The sequence below is a fragment of the Rhodococcus mengyinensis genome, assembly GCF_048381435.1.
In the GTDB taxonomy this organism is placed as follows: Bacteria; Actinomycetota; Actinomycetes; order Mycobacteriales; family Mycobacteriaceae; genus Rhodococcus_F; species Rhodococcus_F opacus_D.
Map to the genome: position 1 here is coordinate 33,418 of NZ_JBLWIT010000154.1, position 21,405 is coordinate 54,822.

A 21,405-nucleotide genomic window follows, 5' to 3' on the forward strand; every position below is an offset into this window, starting at 1 on the left:
GTGAACTCGGGCGGGCTGGCCCGAATTTCCGCAATCGAGGTTTTCGACTTAGGATCGAAAACATGCCCAATAGTAACACCACGCATGAAGTGCTTACCGCGGTGTTCCAGGTTCGCCACTTCCCGGACCACATCACCGCAGGTCAAGGCGGTGATGCGCGTCACGCCGGCGAGCTCGCTGTGCTGCTGTGGCAACGGGCCCTCGACCCCCAGGCGGGCGCCTGGTCCCTGCCCGGCGGACTGCTCCGCGAAGACGAGGACCTCACCACGTCCGCGCGACGTCAGCTGGCCGAGAAGGTGGACGTGCAGGAGGTCTCCCACCTCGAGCAGCTGTCGGTGTTCAGCGACCCCTATCGCGTGCCCGGCCCGCGCACCATCGCGTCGACCTTCCTCGGACTCGTCCCCCTTCCCGCCGACCCGCAGCTGCCGCCGGACACCGCGTGGCACCCGGTGTCCGCGCTCCCCCAGACGGCGTTCGACCACGGCACTGTCGTCCGGCACGCCCGGACCCGCCTCGCCGCCAAGCTCTCCTACACCAACATCGCGTTCGGATTGGCCCCCGACGAGTTCTCCATGTCGACGCTGCGCGAGATCTACTGCGCCGCACTCGGGTACCAGGTGGACGCGACCAACCTCCAGCGCGTCCTCGGGCGACGTGGAGTGCTGACTCCCACCGGGAACACGGCGCCGTCGGGCCGCGCCGGTGGGCGCCCGGCCGCGCTCTACCGGTTCACCGACTCCACGCTGCGGGTGACGGACGAGTTCGCGGCGCTTCGACCGCCGAGCTGATCCCGCACGTCAGGCGGCCTCACGCCTGGGCGAGACCCCGCCAGAACGTGTCCGATGCGGTGGTGACGACTTCGTCCACCGGCGCGCCGTCGAGCATCCCGCCTGCGGCGAGGGTGGCGATCCCGTGGAACGTCGCGAACGCGACGAGGGCGATGCGCGAAGCGTCCCCGGGTCCGATGTCGCCCGCGGCCTGGGCTTCGGCGACGATCCGGACCGTCAGGTCCATCGAGGCGTGGCCGGCCTCCACGACCCGGGAGGCGGCTCCGGGCGCGTGCTTGTTGCCGTACATCAGGGCCAGCAACTCCCGGTGTGCGAGTGCGAAGCTCACGTAGGCGCCGGCGAGCGCGGCGAAGCGGGCCCGGGCGTGCGGTTCCGCCTCCTCGACCGCGAGTTCGAGGGCGGCCGTGAGGCGCAGGAAACCGGACTCCGCGAGTGCGTCGAGCAGCGCCTGCCGGTCGCGGAAGTGCTTGCTGGGTGCGGCGTGGCTGACCCCGGCCTCGCGGGCGAGCTGCCGCAGGGAGAGTCCGTCGACGCCGTCCTTCTCGAGCGTGCTCTCGGCGCGCGCGAGCAGCACCCGGCGAAGACTCCCGTGGTGGTAGGGCTGTTCGGCGACGGGCATGCCGCCAGCCTAGCAAGATGTTGTCATTGACAACATAGATGGCAGTGACTACATTCGAAGGACACCCACCGCCAGGAGCAGACATGTCCTTCGACGTATCCGGAACCACCGTCCTCATCACCGGCGCCAGCGCGGGCCTCGGTGTCGAATTCGCTCGCCGGTTCGCCGGACGGGGTGCAGATCTCGTCCTCGTCGCCCGCCGCGCCGACCGGCTCGAACAACTCGCCACCGAACTCCGCGCCGCGCACCACGTGTCGGTCACCGTGCTCCCGTTCGACCTCGCGACACCAGGCGCCGGGGAGCGGTTGCGCGGCGAACTCACCGCCCGCGACATCCGCGTCGACTCTCTGATCAACAACGCGGGATTCGGGACGCACGGAGATTTCGCGTCCGCCGACCTGGAGCGCCTCACCTCCGAGATCCAGCTCAACGTCACCACCCTCGTCGAGCTGTCGCACACATTCTTGCCCGACCTGCTCCGGGGACGCGGCGCACTCGTGAACGTGGCGAGCACCGCCGCGTTCCAGCCGACTCCCGGCATGGCCGTCTACGGGGCGACCAAGGCGTTCGTCCTCAATTTCACGGAGGCGTTGTGGGCCGAGGCGCGAGGCACCGGCCTCACCGTGCTCGCCGTCTGCCCGGGCCCCACCCGCACCGAGTTCTTCGACGTCGTCGGCTCCGAGGACGCCGCCGTCGGCCGGATGCAGACCGCGGATCAGGTGGTGTCGACAGCCCTGCGCGCCCTGGACCGGCGCAGCACCCCGCCGAGCGTCGTCTCCGGGCTGATGAACTGGGTGTCGTCGGTCAGCACCCGATTCGCGACTCGCCGCATCGGCGCTCTCGCCAGCGGGCGCCTCCTCGGGGACGTGCGGATGCGGACGTCGGTCACGAGGTAAGCGTCGCGTCGCGCTCTTCCGGCTCGTCGAGTTCGACCGGGGGACCACTGACGCCGAGATCGTCGTACGGATTGAGCGCGGCGAGCACCAACGTCACGACGCAGGCGACGAGGGGCTGGAAGATCAGCACCAGCAAGGTCCCGATCCCTGGCGCGACCGCCACGACCGTGCCGGCGGTCGAGGTGTCGGGGTCGGGAAAACGCAGCGCCGCCACGCCGATTCCACCGAGCGCCATCACCCCGGCCCCGACGACACTGCCTGCCAGGACCGCGCCCAGCGCCACCGGGCCGCGACTCGTCCGCGCCGTCCACGCCGCGACCGCGGTGAGAATGCCGATCACCAGGCCCGCGCAGGCGAACATCCCGATCGCGTCGAACCGGTGCACGCTCTCCCCTGTCAGCGACACCCCACGGTCGGGGGCGACGACCAGCAGGTGCTCGGGCGGTGCGAGGACTCCCCACAGCACCCCGGCGAGCGCGCTCGCCACCACCGTCCCGCAGAAGATTCCGGCGGCAGATCGAAGCCTGAAGCGCGGGAGCGTGGTCACCCGTCCGACGCTACCGCCGTCCGCCGTAGATCGAGTCGAACACACCGTGGCGGGAACATTTCGCCCACCAGCCGTCCGGGCTGATCTGCACCACCATCCGGCGGCCGCACGCCTCGCAGAAGCGGGGCGGCTCGAGTCCCAGCTGCGCGGCGGTGGGCACGGCGTCGTCCACACCGGCCACCACGCGGCGGCCGGTGTACGGGTTGTAGCGCTCCTCGAGGCCGTCGACCCGGCCCTCGCGGCCGTCGACCCGGTCTCCGGGGCGGTCGACCCGGTCTCCGGGGCGGTCGACCCGGTCTTCGGGGCGGTCGCCCATGGTCGCCTCTGCCATGATCGTCACAGGGTGTCGTTCAGGGCCTTGATCGGCATCTGCAGATCGACGAGCAGGTCGAGATCCTGTTCGGCCGGGCGGCCGAGGGTCGTGAGGTAGTTGCCGACGATGACGGCGTTGATGCCGCCGAGGATGCCCTGCTTGGCCCCGAGGTCGCCGAGCGTGATCTCGCGCCCGCCCGCGAAGCGGAGGATGGTGCGGGGCAGCGCGAGGCGGAACGCGGCCACCGACTTGAGGGCCTCGCTCGCGGGCAGGACCTCGAGGTCGCCGAACGGGGTTCCGGGACGCGGGTTGAGGAAGTTCAGCGGCACCTCGTCGGGTTCGAGGTCGGCGAGGTTGGCCGCGAACTCGGCGCGCTGCTCGAGGCTCTCCCCCATGCCGAGGATGCCGCCGCAGCACACCTCCATGCCCGCCTCGCGCACCATGCGGAGGGTGTTCCAGCGCTCGTCCCACGTATGGGTGGTGACGACGTTCGGGAAATGGGACTTCGACGTCTCCAGGTTGTGGTTGTAGCGGTGCACACCCATCGCGGCGAGCTGGTCGACCTGCTCCTGGGTGAGCATGCCCAGCGAGCAGGCGATCTGGATGTCGACCTCGTTGCGGATCGCCTCGATGCCGGCAGCGACCTGGGCGAGCAGCCGCTCGTCGGGGCCGCGGACGGCGGCGACGATGCAGAATTCGCTTGCGCCGGACTTGGCGGTCTGCTTCGCAGCCTCCACGAGCGACGGAATGTCGAGCCACGCCGCACGCACCGGCGACTGGAACAGGCCGGACTGCGAGCAGAAGTGGCAGTCCTCGGGGCAGCCGCCGGTTTTGAGGCTGATGATGCCCTCGACCTCGACCTCGGGTCCGCACCACTTCATGCGCACGTCGTGCGCGAGGGCGAGCAGTTCCTCGAGCCGATCGTCCGGAAGTTGCAGGACCTCGAGCACCTGACTCTCGTTCAGCGCGTCTCCGCGCTCGAGAACCTGCTCACGCGCGAGGGCGAGGATATCTGTCTGTACCGGGGCCGATGTCACACGTATCTCCTGGAAAACGGGCCGATCACGTGCCGTGAATCGACGGAACCGAAAAATTGAACACCGTACAAGTTGAACGGTGTTCACGTTAGATCCGTGGTGGAATACTGTCAAAGCCGGGGCGGGCTTTTCGACGAGATTGGGAGATCACACAGTGCAGTTGCGACGCGGCGACGTACTCGACGGCGCAATGGCCATCCTCGACGAGTTCGGCCTCGCCGACCTCACGATGCGGAGGCTCGCGACGGCTCTCGGCGTGCAGCCGGGCGCCCTGTACTGGCATTTCCCCAACAAGCAGACCCTGCTCGGGGCGCTCGCCGACAAGATTCTCGAAGACGTCGACGCCCCGGTCACGGCCCCCGGCTGGGACGCGGAATTCACCGAACAGGCCCACCGGCTCCGCACCGCACTGCTCGCTCACCGCGACGGCGCCGAACTGGTCTCCGCCACGTACGCGTCGCGCATGACCAACTCCCGGGTCCGGGAAAGCTTCGCAGCAGTCGGCCTGCGATCCGGACTGTCCCGCGAACACGCGGAACTGTCGTCGTATTCGCTGCTGTACTACGTCCTCGGCCACACGGTCGACGAGCAGTCGCGGGCGCAGATGGAGTCGGCAGGCGCCCTCACCCGGGCCGCCCTCTCCCCCGACGCCCCACAGTCTCCGATCGCGGCGTACGACGAGGACCTCCTCGACGGCGATCCGGCGGTCCGGTTCGACTTCGGCCTGTCGCTGTTCGTCGACGGAATTCGCGCACGCTTGAAAGACTCCGCCCACCGCCCCTGAGCGCGCACAATTGAGTCGACGCCGCGTCGGCCACTCGAGGACCGCGCGGCGCCTCCGACGGCCCAGGGACGGACGCGATGACGTCTTCACTCGGCCGCCGCACCGGAACGGTTCTCGCGGCGGCACTCGCACTGTCGCTCCTCGGCGCGCCCACCCCGGCGGCGGCACAGACCGCGGGCGGCGATCCGGGTGCGGTCGTCGCCGCGACGCCGGTGGCACCGGACGCGCGGCCGGCGGGCGTCGCCGACGCCACGTACGTCACCTACTGGACGACGGGGCCGATGGACGAACCCGCGCTCAGCACCGGCGCGGTTCTCCTGCCCCCCGGCGCGGCGCCACCCGGCGGGTGGCCCGTCGTGTCCTGGGCCCACGGCACGGTCGGTATCGCCGACAAGTGTGCGCCGACGGTGACGGGAAAACTCGTCGGACCGTACGTCCAGCACTGGCTCGACCAGGGATACGCCGTCGTCGCAACGGATTACGTCGGCCTCGGCACACCGGGTGTGCACCCGTACCTGGACGGCCCGACGGAGGCGCACAGCGTGATCGACATGGTGCGCGCGGCGCGGACCGTCACGCCGTCCCTGTCGAACCGGTGGGTCGCCCTCGGTCAGTCGCAAGGCGGCCATGCCGCTCTCGTCGCCGCGTCGATGGCCATCACGTACGCACCCGAACTCGACTTCCGCGGCACCGTCGCCACCGGCGCCCCGTCCAATCTGGAGAATCTCGCGCCGCTCGTCGGCCCGGGTTTCCCGGACGTGCCCCTCACCGGGAGCACGGTGTTCGTGGCGTACGCGCTCGCCGGATTGCGGGCGTCGCGGCCCGACCTCGACGTCGACAGCTACCTCACACCGCTCGGCGTCGACGTCCTGAATCGCGTCGAATCGCTCTGCTACGAGGAGGCGGCCCCGCAACTCGACGGCATCTCGATCGGCCAGTTGATGTCCCGCCCCCTCGACGACCCGGTGGTGCTGGCGGCGCTACGCACCACGCTGGGCGTGCCCGTGCGGGGCTACGACCGGCCGCTGTTCATCGGGCAGGGTCTGTTCGACGACGTCGTCCCGATTCCTCTTTCCTGGAAACTGACGGCGGACCTCGCCGCGAACGGGCAGCAGTTCGTGTTCCGGACGTATCCGACCGGCCATCTCTACACGATGCCGGCGTCCCTGCCCGACACCACTCCGTTCGTCCGGAGCCTTTTCAACTAGCAAACTCCACTGGTAAGACCACTTGACCTCTTACCTATCGCCGGCTTAATGTCGCGGTCATGATGTTCGAGCCGATCGCGCGGAAATCCGCCTCCACCGAAGTCTTCGACCAGATCACCGCGCGTGTGCTGGGCGGCGACCTCGCCGCCGGCGACGCCCTGCCGAGCGAACGGCGCCTGGCCGAAGCCTTCGGGGTGTCCCGGCCCGCGGTCCGGGAAGCGATCCAGAAGCTGGCCCAGGCCGGACTCGTCGACGTCCGGCAGGGCGACGCCACCTCGGTCCGCGACTTCCGCCAGCACGGCGGGCCCGAACTGCTGTCCCAGCTGCTCGTCCGCGACGGCATCCCCGATTGGGCGGTGGTGCGCAGCGTCCTCGAGGCCCGGCGGATGATCGGCGTGCAGGTCGCCCGGCTCGCCGCCGGCCGGGCCACCGACGAGTCGGGTGCCGCTCTCCGCGACGCCGTGGATCGTCTCGCCTCCGACAGCGACCCGGTCGCGCAGCAGGTCGGCGCCCTGGCCTTCTGGGAGCGTGTCGTCGACACGGCCGATTCCATCGCATTCCGGCTCATCTTCAACAGCCTCCGCAACGCGTACGAACCGACCATGACGGCGATGGCCGCCGTCATGGTCGCGGAAGTCGGACGCACCGACCTGTACCACCAGCTGGCCGAGGCGATCACCGCCCACGACGAAGTCGCCGCGGCACAGACCGCCACCACACTCCTCGACCTCGGCACGGCCGCCGTCACGACCGTGATCGACGCACTGCCCCAGAACGATTCGGAGAAGGACACATGACCACGAAACCTTCCGCAGATCGCCGCCAACGGAGGTCGATCACCCTCCGCGACGCCGCAGACCAGTTCCGCCGACACCCGTCCCCGTGGATGATCGGCGGCATGCTGGTCGCCGCGGTGGCCGCCCGCCTGATCGTCGGCGACTGGCAGCCGACCGACGCCGTGCTTCCGCTGGTGATGCTGGCCGTGTTCCCGTTCGCCGAATGGGTCATCCACGTCTGCATCCTGCACTGGAAACCCCGAAAGGTCCTGGGCCTGACCGTCGATTCGCTGCTCGCCCGGAAGCATCGCGAGCATCACGTCGACCCCCGGGACGTACCGCTGGTCTTCATCCCGTGGCAGACGTTGACGTGGCTGATTCCCGTTCTCGTGGCCCTCTCGCTGCTCGCGTTCCCGCGCATCGGACTCGGACTGACGTTCCTGGTGGTGCTGAGCATTCTGGGCGTCCTCTACGAATGGACGCACTACCTCATCCACAGCGACTACAAGCCGAACTCCCGCCTGTACCGTGCGATCTGGCGCAACCACCGCCATCACCACTACAAGAACGAGCACTATTGGTTCACCGTCACCACCTCGGGAACCGCCGACCGGATCCTGGGCACCGACCCGGACCCCGAATCGGTCGAGAAGTCGCCCACCGCACGCAACCTCCACGCCGTGCGCTGACGCACCCGTGAGTACTTGTCAACCGCCCGCGGTTAACAAGTACTCACGGGTGCCGGAGGCGCTAACCGCGGCGAAAGAGCTTGTTGCCCAACCAGACGATGGGGTCGTACCGTCGATCGACCACCCGCTCCTTCATCGGAATGATGGCGTTGTCGGTGATCTTTATCCCCTCGGGGCACACCTCGGTGCAGCACTTGGTGATGTTGCAGAGCCCGAGGCCGAACTCTTCCTGCGCCGCGTCACGACGGTCGGCCGTGTCGAGTGGATGCATCTCCAGTTCGGCGACGCGGATGAAGAAGCGGGGGCCGGAGAACGCCGGCTTGTTGTCGTCGTGGTCACGGATGACGTGACAGGTGTTCTGGCAGAGGAAGCACTCGATGCACTTGCGGAATTCCTGCGACCGTTCGACGTCGACCTGCTGCATCCGGTACTCGCCCGGCCCGAGCCCCGGGGGCGGGGTGAACGACGGGATCTCCCGCGCCTTCGCGTAGTTGAACGACACGTCGGTGACGAGATCCCGGATGACCGGGAACGCCCGCAACGGCGTGACCGTCACCACCTCGTCTTCCGTGAACGTCGACATCCGCGTCATGCACAGCAGCCGTGGCTGGCCGTTGATCTCCGCGGAACACGATCCGCATTTGCCCGCCTTGCAGTTCCATCGCACCGCCAGGTCCGGGGTCTGCGTCGCCTGCAACCGGTGGATGATGTCGAGCACCACCTCACCTTCGTTGACGGGAATGGAGTAGTCCTGGAGGGCGCCGCCGTCCGCGTCGCCGCGCCAGACCCGGAACTGCGCGTCGTAACCCATCTCAGGCCTTCCTTCCCGGGTGTCCCGCGAGTTCGGCGTCGGTGTAGTACTTGGCGAGTTCGTCGATGTCGAAAAGCTCCAACAGCTCTGAGCGCATCGGGAGCTGGAGCTCGCGGGTGACGGTGACGTCCGGCACCACCGAATCGGGATGTGCGGACATGTCGCCGACCACGCTGCACACCAGCAGGGTGTTGCGCCACTCCGCCTCCATGCTCGGGTGGTCGTCGCGGGTGTGCCCGCCGCGACTTTCCGTGCGCAGCAGCGCCGCCTGGGCCACGCATTCGCTGACCAGCACCATGTTCCGCAGGTCGACGGCGAGGTGCCATCCCGGGTTGAACTGGCGGTGCCCCTCCACCTCCACGCCCCCGATGCGGCCCTTGATCTCGGTGAGCTTCTCCAGGGCACGGACGATCTCGTCTTCCTTCCGGATGATGCCGACGAGGTCGTTCATGGTCTGCTGCAGTTCGGTGTGCAGCGTGTACGGGTTCTCGGTGGTGCCACCCTCCCCGACCGCGGGATCGAACGGCGACAACAACATTCGCGCCGCCGCATCGACGGCGTCCGCGGACACGACCGGCCGGCCCTCCAGCGACTTCACGTACTCCGCCGCCCCCAGTCCGGCGCGGCGCCCGAACACCAGGAGGTCGGACAACGAGTTGCCGCCGAGCCGGTTGGAACCGTGCATCCCGCCCGAGCACTCCCCCGCGGCGAACAGCCCCGCGACGCTGGACGATCCGCTGTCGGGGTCGACTTCGATGCCCCCCATCACGTAGTGGCAGGTGGGGCCGACCTCCATCTGCTCCTTGGTGATGTCGACGTCGGCGAGTTCCTTGAACTGGTGGTACATCGAGGGCAGCCGCCGAACGATCTCGTCGGCGGGCATCCGTGAGGCGATGTCGAGGTACACGCCGCCGTGCGGGGTCTGCCGTCCGGCCTTGACCTCGGAGTTGATCGCCCGGGCCACCTCGTCGCGGGGCAGGAGATCCGGTGTGCGGCGGTTGTTGTCGGAATCCTTGTACCAGCCGTCGGCCTCTTCCTCGGTCTCCGCGTATTGCCCTTTGAAGACCGGCGGGATGTACGAGAACATGAACCGCTCGCCCTCGGAGTTCTTCAGGACCCCGCCGTCACCGCGGACGCCTTCCGTCACGAGGATGCCCTTGACGCTGGGCGGCCACACCATGCCGGTGGGGTGGAACTGTACGAACTCCATGTTGATGAGGTTGGCGCCTGCGCGCAGGGCGAGCGCGTGACCGTCGCCGGTGTACTCCCACGAGTTCGACGTCACCTTGAACGACTTGCCGATCCCGCCGGTGGCCATCACGACGGCGGGGGCCTCGAACAGGACGAAACGTCCACTCTCGCGCCAGTATCCGAACGCACCCGAGATCCGGTCGCCGTCCTTGGTCAGCTCGGAGATGGTGCACTCGGCGAAGATCTTGATCCGGGCCTCGTAGTCGCCGGTGGCGGCGAAATCTTCCTGCTGCAGCGACACGATCTTCTGCTGCATCGTGCGGATCAGTTCGAGTCCGGTGCGGTCACCGACGTGGGCGAGCCGCGGATACGTGTGACCGCCGAAGTTACGCTGGCTGATCCGGCCGTCGGGGGTCCGGTCGAACAGGGCGCCGTATGTTTCGAGTTCCCACACCCGGTCGGGAGCCTCGCGGGCGTGCAGTTCGGCCATTCGCCAGTTGTTGAGGAACTTGCCGCCGCGCATCGTGTCCTGGAAATGGGTCTGCCACGTGTCCTTCTCGTTGGCATTTCCCATCGCGGCGGCGCAGCCGCCCTCCGCCATGACCGTGTGCGCCTTGCCGAACAGCGACTTGCAGACGACGGCGACGGACAGGCCCTGTTCCCGGGCCTCGATGACCGCTCGCAGTCCGGCGCCGCCGGCACCGATGACCACGACGTCGTACTGGTGCCGTTCGACTTCCGTCATTCCACTCCCTCTTCGGTGAAGTCAGTTGATCAGGCGCAGGTCGGAGATGGTCCCGCTCGCCACGAGCATCACGTAGAAGTCGGTGACGATCAGCGTGGCGAGGGTGGTCCAGGCGAGCTGCATGTGCCGGGTGTTCAGTGTGCTGACCCAGGTCCAGAGCCGGTATCGGATCGGGTGCTGGGAGAAGTGGGTGAGCCTGCCGCCCATGACGTGCCTGCAGGAATGGCAGGAGACGGTGTACGCCCAGAGCAGGATCACGTTGCAGACCATGACGAGTGTGCCGAGCCCGATTCCGAATCCGCCGTCGGCGCCGTGGAACGCGCGGATCGCGTCGTACGTGTTGATCAGCGAGACGACGAGTGCGACGTAGAAGAAGTAGCGGTGTGCGTTCTGGACGATCAGCGGCAGGCGCGTCTCACCCGTGTAGGTGCTATGGGGTTCCGCGACCGCGCACGCGGGCGGCGAGAACCACACCGACCGGTAGTAGGCCTTGCGGTAGTAGTAGCAGGTGAGCCGGAAGCCGAGCAGGAACGGCAGCACCAGGAACCCGAGCGGGATGATCATCGGCAACTCGCCGATGGGTGTCCCGAAGTCGCTCGAACCGGGCACACACGAATCGCTCAGGCACGGCGAGTAGAACGGCGTCAGGTAGTGGTAGTCCTCGACGAAGTACGCGGTGCGGACCCACGAGCGGACCGATGCGTACACCACGAAGACGGACAGGCCGAGCACCGTCAGCAGCGGGGCCAGCCACCACCGGTCGGTGCGGAGCGTGCGTTCCGCGATCCGGGCACGCGTCGGCGCCCCCACACCGGCACTTTCGGAATCCTTCGGCGGCGCGCTCATCCGCGCTCGTAGTGGAGCCCGCCCAGCCCCTCGTCATCGATACCGAGCCACATCGACGCGTCGTACGGGGTGTCCGACACCTTGATTCGCTCCACCGGTTCGCGGTGGACGACGTTCGGTGGCGACGAGTCGAGTTCCCGCGCGTCGATCTCGAGCCGCTCCAGATCGTTGCTCAGTCGCCGCACGGATGCGGCGTCGCCGTACATCGATCGTAACGAACCGACAGCGCGCCGAAGGCGGTCGATGGTGCGATTCAATTCGAGCATTTCGGAGGTCGACATGTGACCCCTCCCAACCCAGCCGGATGTAGCCGTGACATGAATCACACTACCGATATTCGGAGGGGACGGTGCGGCTTTCGGAACCTCGGAAACTCCGTTGCGATGAATTTCGCGGGGCGGACGAGTCCATATCTGCAGGACCACCGACAACGCACACCCACCGGGAGGACATCATGGCCGACGCCACGATCGGAAGCATCCTGCTCGCGAGCACTCACCCCGACCGACTGCGGGACTGGTACACCGCCGCGTTCTCGCCGAAGGTCGAACGCACCCCCGGCGAACCGGGCTACGACGTCCTCGACTTCGACGGCTTCTACATCATGCTCGACCGGCGCGACGACGTCGGCGACACCAATCCCGAACCCGGCCGCGTCCTCCTCAACGTCGAGGTCACCGACGCCCGCGCCGCAGCACACCGGATCGACGAACTCGGTGCGACGTGGTTGTCCCCGCTCGAGGATCGTGACGGCAGCTGGTTCGGCACCGCCGTGGACCCCGACGGCAACTACGTCCAGATCATCCAGCTCAGCGCGCAGGCGCGGGCCGAGATGTCCTGACCGACAGCACGGAAGGAGAACAGACATGTTGAGCAATGCGCGAGCATTCAGCGGTTTCGCCGTCGACGACATCGCCGCGGCCCAGTCCTTCTACACCGACACCCTGGGCCTCGAGGTCACCGAGGAGGAGATGGGACTACTGGGCCTGCATCTCCCGAAGGGGCCGGTGGTGCTGATCTATCCCAAGCCCGACCACACGCCGGCGACGTTCACCATCCTGAACTTCGCCGTGGACGACGTCGAGAAGGCCGTCGACGCGCTCACCGAACGTGGGGTCCGGTTCCTGCGGTACGACGGTTTCGATCAGGACGACAAGGGGATTATGCGCGGCAACGGTCCCGACATCGCGTGGTTCACCGACCCCGCGGGCAACGTGCTGTCGGTGCTCGCCGAATCCTGACCGCCCCAGCTCAGAGCCGCGTGAGCGTCGACTTCAGCCAGGTGCTGTCGAACCACGTGGATGCGGCCGCACCGAACGACGCAGAGGCCAGGCGTCCGCTGCCTGCGGGCACCGAGCCGACGACGTCGACCCCGGTCACGGCGGGCAGGTCGTCGAGATTGCACCGCTCGGCGAGCCCGGGCTCGTCCGGCCACGACCCGATCACCGTTCCGGCGCAGGCGAGACCGGCCGCCGACAGTGCCCGGATCGTGAGCTCGGTGTGGTTGAGCGTGCCGAGGCCTGCCGCGGCGACCACGACAGCCGGTGCGTCGAGGGCGAGCGCGAGATCGACGAGCGTGAAGCCCTCGGCGCCCAGCCGCACCAGCAGGCCGCCTGCACCCTCGACGAGCACCAGATCGTGCCCGTCGTCGAGCGCGCGGACCGTCTCGACCACGTCGGCGCACCGCAGCATCGGCAGGCCGCTGCGCCGGGCCGCGGTGTCGGGGGCGAGTGGTTCGGGGTAGCGGGCCAGCTCCACCACCGCCGTCACACCGGACAGTCTGGTCACCTCGACCAGATCGCCCGGCTCTCCCGGGGCGACGCCGGTCTGCGCGGGCTTGCACACCGCCACGGACAGGCCCGCTTCACGTGCAGCCGCCGCGAGCGCCGCCGTGACCACCGTTTTGCCGACATCCGTCGACGTGCCGGTGACCACCAGGATGCTCACGCCGACGCTCCCGCCAGGACGTCCGTCAACACGGCTTCGATCCGCGCCAGTTCGTCCTCGTCGAGCGTCGCGCGCGCGGTGAGCCGCAGACGCGACGTGCCTTCGGGCACCGACGGGGGCCGGAAGCAGCCGACGTGCAAGCCCTGTTCCCGGCAGGCGGCGGCTGCGTCGACGGCGCGTTGCGGGTCGCCGAGGATCACGGAGACGACGGCGGACTCGGGTGTCCCGGCGCCGGTGAACCGGGCGAGATCCCGCGCACGGTCCAGGACGGACTCCGCACGGTGGGGTTCACGGCGCAGAACGGCGAGGGCCGCCCGTGCCGCGCCGACGGCCGCTGGGGCCAGGCCGGTATCGAAGATGAACGTGCGCGCGGCGTCGACGAGATGCGCGCGCACCTTCTCCGACGCCAGCACCGCACCGCCCTGGCTGGCCAGCGACTTCGACAGCGTGGCCGTGACGACGATGTCGGGTTGGCCGGCGAGACCCACCTCGTGCACGAGTCCGCGGCCCCCTGCGCCGCGGACTCCGACACCGTGCGCCTCGTCCACGACGAGGAACGCGCCGTGCTCGCGGCACACCCGGTGGAGGTCGACGAGGGGTGCGAGATCCCCGTCCGCGCTGAACACCGAGTCGGTGACGACCAGCGCCCGCTCCTCCGGCCGGGTGGCCAGTGCGCTGCGGACGAAATCGAGATCGGAGTGCGGTGCGACGGCCACGCGGGCCCGCGACAGCCGGCACGCGTCGACCAGTGACGCGTGGCTGCCCGCATCGGAGACGATCAGCGATCCGGCGCCGGACAGCGCGGTGACGGCACCGAGATTCGCGGTGTACCCGGAGGAGAACACCAGCCCGGCCTCGGCGCCGACGAACTCGGCGAGTTCGGTTTCGAGGAGTTCGTGTTCGGTGGTCGATCCCGTGACCAGACGCGAGCCGGTGGCCCCCGCACCCCAGCGGCGCAGCGCGGTCATCGCGCCGTGCAGCACCTCCGGGTGCCGTACGAGACCGAGGTAGTCGTTGGACGCCAGATCGATGAGCGCGTTGCCGGGCGTGCGTGGACGCAACTCGCGGCGCAGTCCCGCGGCGCGCCGCTGGTCCTCGACGTCGTCGAGCCAGGTAATGAAGGTGCGGTCGGTACTCACTCCCGGCACGATACTCGACTTGAACGGTGTTCAACCCGGGTGGGCCCGGTTTTCTTCGGGTGGCTAGGGTCGAGACCGTGACCTCCCCGAGCCTGTCCGTCGACGACATCACGTCCCTCGATGCCTCGCTGCTCTGGCATCCGTACGGCGCCTTCCCCGCCTCGACCACCCCGCTCGTGGTGGCCGAGGCGAGCGGGACCCGCCTCACTCTCGCCGACGGTCGTGAACTCGTCGACGGCATGAGTTCGTGGTGGGCCGCGGTCCACGGCTACCGGCATCCCGTCCTCGACGCGGCGGCGACGGCGCAGCTCGGGCGGATGAGTCACGTGATGTTCGGCGGGCTCACCCACGAACCGGCCGCGCGGCTCGCCCAGCTGCTCGTCGAGATCACCCCGGACGGACTCGACAAGGTGTTCCTCGCCGATTCCGGTTCGGTGTCCGTCGAGGTCGCCGTCAAGATGTGCCTGCAGTACTGGCGCAGTCGCGGCAGGCCGGAGCGGCACCGGTTGCTCACCTGGCGCGGCGGGTATCACGGCGACACGTTCGCCCCGATGAGCGTCTGCGACCCGGACGGCGGCATGCACTCCCTGTGGACGGACGTCCTGGCACGGCAGGTCTTCGCGGGACCTCCGCCCCGCGAGTTCGACCCGCGGTACGTCGCGGAGTTCGAGCGCCTGGTGGCCTCGCACACCGACGAACTGGCGGCCGTCATCGTCGAACCGGTGGTGCAAGGCGCCGGTGGCATGCGCTTCCACGACCCCCGGTACCTGTCGGAGCTGCGGCGGATCTGCGACGAACACGGGCTGCTGCTGGTGTTCGACGAGATCGCGACCGGTTTCGGCCGCACCGGCGAGCTGTTCGCCGCGGACCACGCCGGCGCCCGCCCCGACATCATGTGCGTCGGCAAGGCCCTCACCGGCGGGTACATGACCCTCGCGGCGACGCTCTGTTCCACCGACGTCGCCGAGACCATCAGCTCCGGGGAGGCCGGCGGGCTGATGCACGGTCCCACGTTCATGGCCAACCCGCTCGCCTGCGCCGTCGCGGTGGCGTCGATCGAACTCCTGCTGTCGCGCGACTGGCGAGGCGAGGTCGAGGATGTGCGCCGCGAGCTCGAATCGGGGCTCGCACCGGCCCGGGAACTCCCCGGCGTCCGGGAGGTCCGGGTGCTCGGCGCGATCGGTGTGATCGAACTCGCCGAACCCGTCGACATGCGTGCCGCCACCGACGCCGCGGTGGCCGCCGGGGTCTGGTTGCGGCCGTTCCGGAACCTGATCTACGCGATGCCGCCGTACGTGTGCACCACCGGCGACGTGCGGAAGATCACAACCGGAATGCTTGCTGCGGCACGGAGCTCCGCCCCGGGCCGATAGCCCGATCTCGTCGAGCTGAGAGCAACGCCGACGCGGGCTAGTGTTCTCGATATGGAAGCAAGCGAGTCGACCGGCACCACGCCCATTCCCGTGTGGCCCGGCAGCGCCTACCCACTAGGCGCCACCTACGACGGAGCCGGGACGAACTTCTCCTTGTTCTCCGAGGTCGCCGAGGCGGTCGATCTGTGCCTGATCGCGAAGGACGGCACGGAGACGCGGATTCGCCTCGACGAGGTCGACGGTTACGTGTGGCACGCGTACCTGCCGACCGTCGTTCCCGGTCAGCGGTACGGGTACCGGATCCACGGCCCCTGGGATCCCGCGGCCGGGCACCGCTGCGACCCCAGCAAGCTCCTCCTCGACCCCTACGGCAAGGCGTTCGACGGCGAGTTCGACGGAGACCGGTCCCTGTTCTCCTACGACATCGACGCGCCCGCCGAGTCCGCCCCCGAGGAATCGGAGGACGCCGCGCTGATCGTCGACACGGACGACGACATCGAGGCCGAGGACGAGGCGGAGGCCGAGCTCGCGGCGGAACCCGAGGAGACCTCGGCGCCCGGACTGCCCGGACACGACTCGCTCGGCCACACGATGACGACGGTGGTGATCAACCCGTTCTTCGACTGGGCTGCCGACCGCGCACCGAAACACCCGTACCACGACACCGTGATCTACGAGGCCCACGTCAAGGGCATGACGGCGACGCATCCCGGTGTGCCGGAAGAGCTTCGCGGCACGTATGCGGGCCTCGCGCATCCGGTGATCATCGACCACCTCGTCGACCTCGGGGTCACCGCGATCGAACTGATGCCGGTGCACCAGTTCATGCACGATCAGACGCTGCTCGACAAGGGGCTGCGGAACTACTGGGGCTACAACACGTTCGGCTTCCTCGCCCCGCACACCGGGTATTCGTCGGCGGAAAAGCCGGGCGCCGCGGTGTCGGAGTTCAAGGCGATGGTCCGCTCGTTCCACGAGGCGGGCATCGAGGTCATCCTCGACGTCGTCTACAACCACACCGCCGAGGGCAACCATCTCGGTCCGACCATCTCGTTCCGCGGCATCGACAACGCCGCCTACTACCGGCTCGTCGACGGCGACGCCGAGCACTACATGGACTACACGGGCACCGGGAACAGTCTCAACGCCCGGCACCCGCACACGCTGCAACTGATCATGGACTCGCTGCGGTACTGGGTCACCGAGATGCACGTCGACGGATTCCGGTTCGACCTCGCGTCCACGCTCGCCCGTGAACTGCACGACGTCGACCGGCTCTCCGCGTTCTTCGACCTCGTCCAGCAGGATCCGATCGTCAGCCAGGTCAAGCTCATCGCCGAACCGTGGGACATCGGCGAGGGCGGGTACCAGGTGGGCAACTTCCCGGGCCTGTGGACGGAGTGGAACGGCAAGTACCGGGACACCGTCCGCGACTACTGGCGCGGCGAACCCGCGACGCTCGGCGAATTCGCGTCCCGGCTCACCGGCTCGTCCGACCTCTACGAGGCGACCGGACGCCGCCCCGGCGCGAGCATCAACTTCGTCATCGCCCACGACGGGTTCACCCTGCACGACCTGGTGTCGTACAACGAGAAGCACAACGAGGCCAACGGCGAGGGCAACAACGACGGCGAGAGCCACAACCGGTCCTGGAACTGCGGTGTCGAGGGACCGACGGACGACCCGGAGATCCTCGATCTGCGCGGGCGGCAGAGCCGCAACATCCTGGCTACCCTGCTGCTCAGCCAGGGGACGCCGATGCTGGCGCACGGCGACGAGATGGGCCGCACCCAGCAGGGCAACAACAACGTGTACTGCCAGGACTCGGAACTGTCCTGGATGGACTGGTCGCTGGCGGACGCCAACGCCGACCTGGTCGAATTCACCAAACGGGTGATCGCCTTGCGGATGAAGAATCCGGTGTTCCGTCGTCGCCGGTTCTTCGAGGGCACGCCCATCCGCAGCGGTGACCAGACCCGCGACATCGCGTGGCTCACGCCGGCCGGCGAGGAGATGACCCCCGAGGACTGGGACAGCGGTTTCGGGAAGTCCCTGGCCGTATTCCTCAACGGCGAGGGCATCCCCGAACCCAACCACCGCGGCGAGCGGGTGGTCGGCGACTCGTTCCTGTTGTGTTTCAACGCGCACGACGAGGAGATCGAGTTCTCCACGCCGAACTCCGATTACGCCGACGAGTGGGCGGTCGTGCTCGACACCGCCGTCCCGACGGGGGCGAAGGAAGCGGTGATCAAGGCCGGGGATCCGCTGCAGGTCGAGGCCCGGTCGCTGGTCGTGCTGCGCCGGACCGCCTGAGCCGGGGACGACGATGTCGATCACGGCCACCTACCGGCTGCAACTGCGCGGTGACTGCTTCACCCTGGCGGACGCCGCCGCCGCCGCCGACTACCTGGACGACCTCGGGATCTCCCACGCCTATCTGTCGCCGATCCTGTCGGCCACCACCGGATCGACCCACGGGTACGACGTCACCGACGTGACCCGCGTGTCCCCCGCGCTCGGCGGGCGGGAGGCGCTGGCCGCGCTGGCCCGGGAGGTGCGGGGCCGCGGCATGGGTCTCGTCGTCGACCTCGTCCCCAATCATGTGGGTGTCGCGAATCCGCGTGAGAACCCGTGGTGGTGGGACGTTCTCACGCACGGTCGCCGCTCCGAGTACGCCGAGTTCTTCGACATCGACTGGAGCGACGACAACGGCGCAGGCGGCCGGCTCGCGCTGCCCGTCCTCGGATCGGACGCCGATCTCGAGTCGCTGACCCTCGACCGCTCGGGACCCGAACCTCTGCTCGCGTTCTACGAGCACCGTTTCCCGATCGCCCCCGGAACCGATGCCGCCGAGCCGACGTCGGTGCACGACGCGCAGTCGTACCGCCTGGTCCCGTGGGACTCCGGTCTCATCGGGTACCGGCGATTCTTCGCGGTCAGCGAACTGGCCGGTATCCGTCAGGAAGACCCGCGCGTGTTCGAGGCCTCGCACCGCGAACTGCGGAGCTGGGTGGCGGACGAGTTGATCGACGGCGTGCGCATCGACCATCCCGACGGGTTGTCCGATCCGGCCGAATATCTCGACCGGCTGCGCGGGCTGATCGGCGCGGACCGGTGGCTCGTGATCGAGAAAATCCTCGGCCACACCGAACCACTGGACGACCACCTCCCGATCGCGGGCACCACCGGTTACGACGCATTGGCCGAAGTCGGCGGCGTCTTCGTCGACGCGTCGGGAGCCCCCGCGCTCACCGCCCTGTCGGCGTCCCGCACGGGTGACCGGGGTGACGCGACGTGGATTCACGAACACGAAACCGCGATCAAACGCGACGTCGCCGGAACCATTCTCGCCCCGGAGGTCCGGCGCCTCGTCCGTGCGATCCGCGCGGAAACCGGCACCGACTGCAGCGATACGGACCTGCGTGACGCCGTCGTGGACGTCGTCGCGGCCATGCCCGTGTACCGGTCCGACTACAGTCCGCTGGCCGGGCTGGCGAAACGGGTGATCGGCGACGTCCTGCGGCGTGAACCGCACTGGTCCGACGCACTCTCTGCCCTCGGCGCCGCCCTGATCGCCGGCGGTGAGGCGGCCACCCGATTCCAGCAGGTGTGCGGCGCGGTGATGGCGAAGTCCGTGGAGGACTGCCTGTTCTACCGCACCGCCCGGCTGGTGTCGTTGCAGGAGGTGGGCGGCAATCCGGCGAACGTCGGCGTCTCCCCCGCCGAATTCCACCTGGCCGCAGCCGAGCGAGCCACCCGGTGGCCGCGGGCGATGACGACGCTGTCGACGCACGACACCAAGCGCGGGGAGGACGTCCGGGCCCGGATCGGCATCCTGTCGCAGGTGCCGGACCTGTGGGCCGAATGCGTCGATCAGTGGGAACGCATCGCACCCAGCCCCGATCCCGTGACCGGACTGTTCCTGTGGCAGAACCTGTTCGGGGTGTGGCCGGTCGACGGCCGGGCCGCGGCCGACGTGCCCGACTTCCGCGAGCGCGTCCACGCGTACGCGGAGAAGGCGGTCCGCGAGGCCGGGACCCGGACGTCGTGGCACGACGTGAACGAGGACTTCGAGCGCGACCTCCACAGTTGGCTGGACACGGTGATCGACGGCACCGTCGGCAAGGCGCTCGGCTCGCTGTGCACCCAGCTTGCCCCGCACGCCTGGTCGGACTCGCTCGGTCAGAAGCTTCTGCAGCTGTGCGGACCCGGGATCCCGGACGTGTACCAGGGAACCGAGCTGTGGGAAGACTCGCTCGTCGACCCGGACAATCGCCGTCCCGTGGACTACGACATACGACGGAGCCTGCTCGCGGGGCTCGGCACTCCTCCCGTCGATGCGACGGGCGCGGCGAAGATGCACATCGTCCGCACGGCTCTGCGCCTGCGCCGGGAACGTCCGGACAGCTTCGTCGGCGGGACCTACACGCCGGTGTTCGCGTCGGGGACCGCGGCGGAGCATCTGATCGGCTTCGCTCGCGGACGGCAAGGGTCGGCGCCGGACGTCGTGGCACTGGCCACCCGCCACACCGTCGGACTGGAGCAACGTGGCTGGGGCGGCACCACCGTGCCCCTCCCGGACGGCACCTGGACCGACCTGCTCACCTCCCAGACGTACACCGGCGGCCGCATCGACACCGCGACGCTGTTCGCCCGCTATCCCGTGGCGCTTCTGACCCTGTGAGTACTTGTTAACCGCCCGCGGTTGACAAGTACTCACAGGGGTACTGGCCTTGTATGTCGCGACGTGTGGTTGCCCGGGCGTACGGAGGGCCGGAGGTCCTCGCGGTCGTCGACGCGGAGGCTGTGAATCCCGCCCCCGGCGAGGTGGTGATCGAGGTTCGCGCCATCGGGGTCAACCCGATCGACTACAAGCTCTACAGCGGCGCGTTCGGCGCCGACCCGGACGTCTTGCCCATGGGTCTGGGCAGCGAGGCCGCGGGCATCGTCGGCGAGGTGGGTGACACCGCGGCGGGGCCGGTGGGCCCGATCTCGGTGGGCGACGAGGTGATCGTGTACCCGGTGTCCGAGTCGTACGCGGATCGACTTGTCGTGTCCGGTGATTCGGTGATCCCGAAACCGGCGTCGTTGCCGTGGAACGAGGCGGCCGGACTTCTCGCCGTGGGTGCCACCGCGGTCGACACCCTCGACACGGCGAACGTCGGCACCGGCGACCTCCTGCTCGTGCACGGAGCTTCCGGCGGCGTGGGGTCGTTCGTCGTGCAGTTGGGGCGGGCCCGCGGTGCCACGATCATCGGTACCGCGCGCCCCGAGCACCACGACTACGTCCGCTCGCTCGGTGCCACCCCCGTGTCCTACGGCGCCGGCCTGGACGATCGGGTCCGCGTCCTGGCACCGGACGGGGTGGACGCCGTGATCGATACCGCGGGCAGTGACGAGGCGATCGACGTTTCCGTGGACCTGGTGCGGGACCGGTCGCGGTTGGTGACGACCGTTCCCGGCCCCCGCCCGGCCGAAGCCGGTTTCCGGATCGTGGGCGCGCTGGGGCCGGAGGGTATGGAGCCGCGTAAACGGGCCCGCGTCTTCCTCGTCGACCTCGCGGGCAACGGCGACGTGCGGGTGCGCGTGGCGCGCACGTACGCGCTGACGGAGGCAGCGCGCGCTCATGCCGATCTTCGGAAGCCGCACGCGGCGGGCAAGTTCATCCTGCTGCCGTAGGCGCGACGCACCTCGGA

Annotated in this window: 22 protein-coding genes; 12 read left to right on the forward strand and 10 right to left on the reverse strand. The window is 68.9% G+C overall.

Annotation, left to right across the window (positions count from 1 at the left end):
• The first annotated feature begins 62 nt into the window (after positions 1-62).
• On the forward strand, positions 63-788 hold the full coding sequence (locus tag ACNJ7E_RS40325) for an NUDIX hydrolase (protein ID WP_418342462.1): 726 nt from the start codon (positions 63-65) through the stop codon (positions 786-788).
• A gap of 19 nt (positions 789-807) precedes the next feature.
• On the opposite strand, the gene ACNJ7E_RS40330 is transcribed toward ACNJ7E_RS40325, so the two are convergent.
• Positions 808-1,407, reverse strand: coding sequence for a TetR/AcrR family transcriptional regulator (locus ACNJ7E_RS40330; RefSeq protein WP_418342463.1), 600 nt, complete (start codon positions 1,405-1,407; stop codon positions 808-810).
• 83 nt (positions 1,408-1,490) lie between these two features.
• On the opposite strand from ACNJ7E_RS40330, the gene ACNJ7E_RS40335 reads away from it, so the two are divergent.
• Entirely contained in the window at positions 1,491-2,303 is an 813-nt protein-coding gene (locus ACNJ7E_RS40335) for an SDR family NAD(P)-dependent oxidoreductase (protein ID WP_418342464.1), read from the forward strand.
• Here ACNJ7E_RS40335 and ACNJ7E_RS40340 read toward each other — a convergent pair.
• The 3 genes from ACNJ7E_RS40340 to bioB are packed head-to-tail and all read right to left on the reverse strand — an operon-like array spanning position 2,293 to position 4,200.
• The gene (locus ACNJ7E_RS40340; RefSeq protein ID WP_418342465.1) at positions 2,293-2,850 is read right to left on the reverse strand and encodes a DUF2567 domain-containing protein; all 558 of its coding nucleotides are present in this window, start codon (positions 2,848-2,850) and stop codon (positions 2,293-2,295) included. The genes ACNJ7E_RS40335 and ACNJ7E_RS40340 overlap by 11 nt on opposite strands.
• A gap of 10 nt (positions 2,851-2,860) precedes the next feature.
• Positions 2,861-3,190, reverse strand: a complete 330-nt coding sequence (gene bsaP, locus ACNJ7E_RS40345; protein WP_418342466.1) for a biotin synthase auxiliary protein BsaP — start codon at positions 3,188-3,190, stop codon at positions 2,861-2,863.
• The gene (gene bioB / locus ACNJ7E_RS40350; RefSeq protein ID WP_418342467.1) at positions 3,187-4,200 is read right to left on the reverse strand and encodes a biotin synthase BioB; all 1,014 of its coding nucleotides are present in this window, start codon (positions 4,198-4,200) and stop codon (positions 3,187-3,189) included. The genes bsaP and bioB overlap by 4 nt, the downstream gene beginning before the upstream one ends.
• A gap of 154 nt (positions 4,201-4,354) precedes the next feature.
• Between bioB and ACNJ7E_RS40355 the strand changes: the two genes are divergently transcribed.
• The 4 genes from ACNJ7E_RS40355 to ACNJ7E_RS40370 all read left to right on the forward strand — a co-directional run bounded on the left by ACNJ7E_RS40355 (position 4,355) and on the right by ACNJ7E_RS40370 (position 7,657).
• Complete coding sequence (locus ACNJ7E_RS40355) at positions 4,355-4,984, forward strand: TetR/AcrR family transcriptional regulator C-terminal domain-containing protein (protein ID WP_418342468.1); 630 nt, start codon at positions 4,355-4,357, stop codon at positions 4,982-4,984.
• 77 nt (positions 4,985-5,061) lie between these two features.
• Positions 5,062-6,192, forward strand: coding sequence for a lipase family protein (locus ACNJ7E_RS40360; protein ID WP_418342469.1), 1,131 nt, complete (start codon positions 5,062-5,064; stop codon positions 6,190-6,192).
• Between the two features lie 59 nt (positions 6,193-6,251).
• Positions 6,252-6,989, forward strand: a complete 738-nt coding sequence (locus ACNJ7E_RS40365; protein ID WP_418342470.1) for a FadR/GntR family transcriptional regulator — start codon at positions 6,252-6,254, stop codon at positions 6,987-6,989.
• Positions 6,986-7,657, forward strand: coding sequence for a sterol desaturase family protein (locus tag ACNJ7E_RS40370; protein WP_418342471.1), 672 nt, complete (start codon positions 6,986-6,988; stop codon positions 7,655-7,657). The genes ACNJ7E_RS40365 and ACNJ7E_RS40370 overlap by 4 nt, the downstream gene beginning before the upstream one ends.
• Positions 7,658-7,718: 61 nt before the next feature.
• Here the strand turns inward: ACNJ7E_RS40370 and ACNJ7E_RS40375 are convergent, their stop codons facing one another.
• Genes ACNJ7E_RS40375 through ACNJ7E_RS40390 form a run of 4 tightly spaced genes read right to left on the reverse strand, consistent with a single transcriptional unit; the run spans position 7,719 to position 11,531 of the window.
• Positions 7,719-8,468 (reverse strand): succinate dehydrogenase/fumarate reductase iron-sulfur subunit, encoded by a 750-nt coding sequence (locus ACNJ7E_RS40375; RefSeq protein WP_105413673.1) that lies wholly within the window; start codon positions 8,466-8,468, stop codon positions 7,719-7,721.
• A 1-nt stretch (position 8,469) separates the two neighbouring features.
• Positions 8,470-10,404 (reverse strand): fumarate reductase/succinate dehydrogenase flavoprotein subunit, encoded by a 1,935-nt coding sequence (locus tag ACNJ7E_RS40380; protein ID WP_418342472.1) that lies wholly within the window; start codon positions 10,402-10,404, stop codon positions 8,470-8,472.
• Positions 10,405-10,425: 21 nt separating this feature from the next.
• A complete protein-coding gene (locus tag ACNJ7E_RS40385) occupies positions 10,426-11,250 on the reverse strand; it encodes a hypothetical protein (protein WP_418342473.1) in 825 nt (274 codons plus the stop codon).
• Entirely contained in the window at positions 11,247-11,531 is a 285-nt protein-coding gene (locus ACNJ7E_RS40390; protein WP_009473700.1) for a hypothetical protein, read from the reverse strand. The genes ACNJ7E_RS40385 and ACNJ7E_RS40390 overlap by 4 nt, the downstream gene beginning before the upstream one ends.
• A 173-nt stretch (positions 11,532-11,704) precedes the next feature.
• Here ACNJ7E_RS40390 and ACNJ7E_RS40395 point away from each other — a divergent pair, with 173 nt between their 5' ends.
• Both ACNJ7E_RS40395 and ACNJ7E_RS40400 read left to right on the forward strand, forming a co-directional pair.
• Positions 11,705-12,091 (forward strand): VOC family protein, encoded by a 387-nt coding sequence (locus ACNJ7E_RS40395; RefSeq protein WP_280782534.1) that lies wholly within the window; start codon positions 11,705-11,707, stop codon positions 12,089-12,091.
• 25 nt (positions 12,092-12,116) lie between these two features.
• Entirely contained in the window at positions 12,117-12,491 is a 375-nt protein-coding gene (locus tag ACNJ7E_RS40400; protein WP_283334283.1) for a VOC family protein, read from the forward strand.
• 10 nt (positions 12,492-12,501) lie between these two features.
• Here ACNJ7E_RS40400 and bioD read toward each other — a convergent pair whose 3' ends face one another.
• Both bioD and ACNJ7E_RS40410 read right to left on the reverse strand, forming a co-directional pair.
• Positions 12,502-13,197 (reverse strand): dethiobiotin synthase, encoded by a 696-nt coding sequence (gene bioD / locus ACNJ7E_RS40405; RefSeq protein ID WP_418342474.1) that lies wholly within the window; start codon positions 13,195-13,197, stop codon positions 12,502-12,504.
• Positions 13,194-14,345, reverse strand: coding sequence for an 8-amino-7-oxononanoate synthase (locus ACNJ7E_RS40410; protein WP_418342475.1), 1,152 nt, complete (start codon positions 14,343-14,345; stop codon positions 13,194-13,196). Before ACNJ7E_RS40410 ends, bioD begins: the two co-directional genes overlap by 4 nt.
• Before the next feature lie 68 nt (positions 14,346-14,413).
• Between ACNJ7E_RS40410 and ACNJ7E_RS40415 the strand changes: the two genes are divergently transcribed.
• Genes ACNJ7E_RS40415 through ACNJ7E_RS40430 form a run of 4 tightly spaced genes read left to right on the forward strand, consistent with a single transcriptional unit; the run spans position 14,414 to position 21,388 of the window.
• On the forward strand, positions 14,414-15,709 hold the full coding sequence (locus ACNJ7E_RS40415) for an adenosylmethionine--8-amino-7-oxononanoate transaminase (RefSeq protein ID WP_418342476.1): 1,296 nt from the start codon (positions 14,414-14,416) through the stop codon (positions 15,707-15,709).
• Positions 15,710-15,760: 51 nt separating this feature from the next.
• Positions 15,761-18,022 (forward strand): glycogen debranching protein GlgX, encoded by a 2,262-nt coding sequence (glgX, locus tag ACNJ7E_RS40420; RefSeq protein WP_283352550.1) that lies wholly within the window; start codon positions 15,761-15,763, stop codon positions 18,020-18,022.
• A gap of 13 nt (positions 18,023-18,035) precedes the next feature.
• On the forward strand, positions 18,036-20,393 hold the full coding sequence (gene treY, locus ACNJ7E_RS40425) for a malto-oligosyltrehalose synthase (protein WP_418342477.1): 2,358 nt from the start codon (positions 18,036-18,038) through the stop codon (positions 20,391-20,393).
• Between the two features lie 53 nt (positions 20,394-20,446).
• On the forward strand, positions 20,447-21,388 hold the full coding sequence (locus tag ACNJ7E_RS40430; RefSeq protein WP_280782540.1) for an NADP-dependent oxidoreductase: 942 nt from the start codon (positions 20,447-20,449) through the stop codon (positions 21,386-21,388).
• The last annotated feature ends 17 nt before the right edge of the window (positions 21,389-21,405 follow it).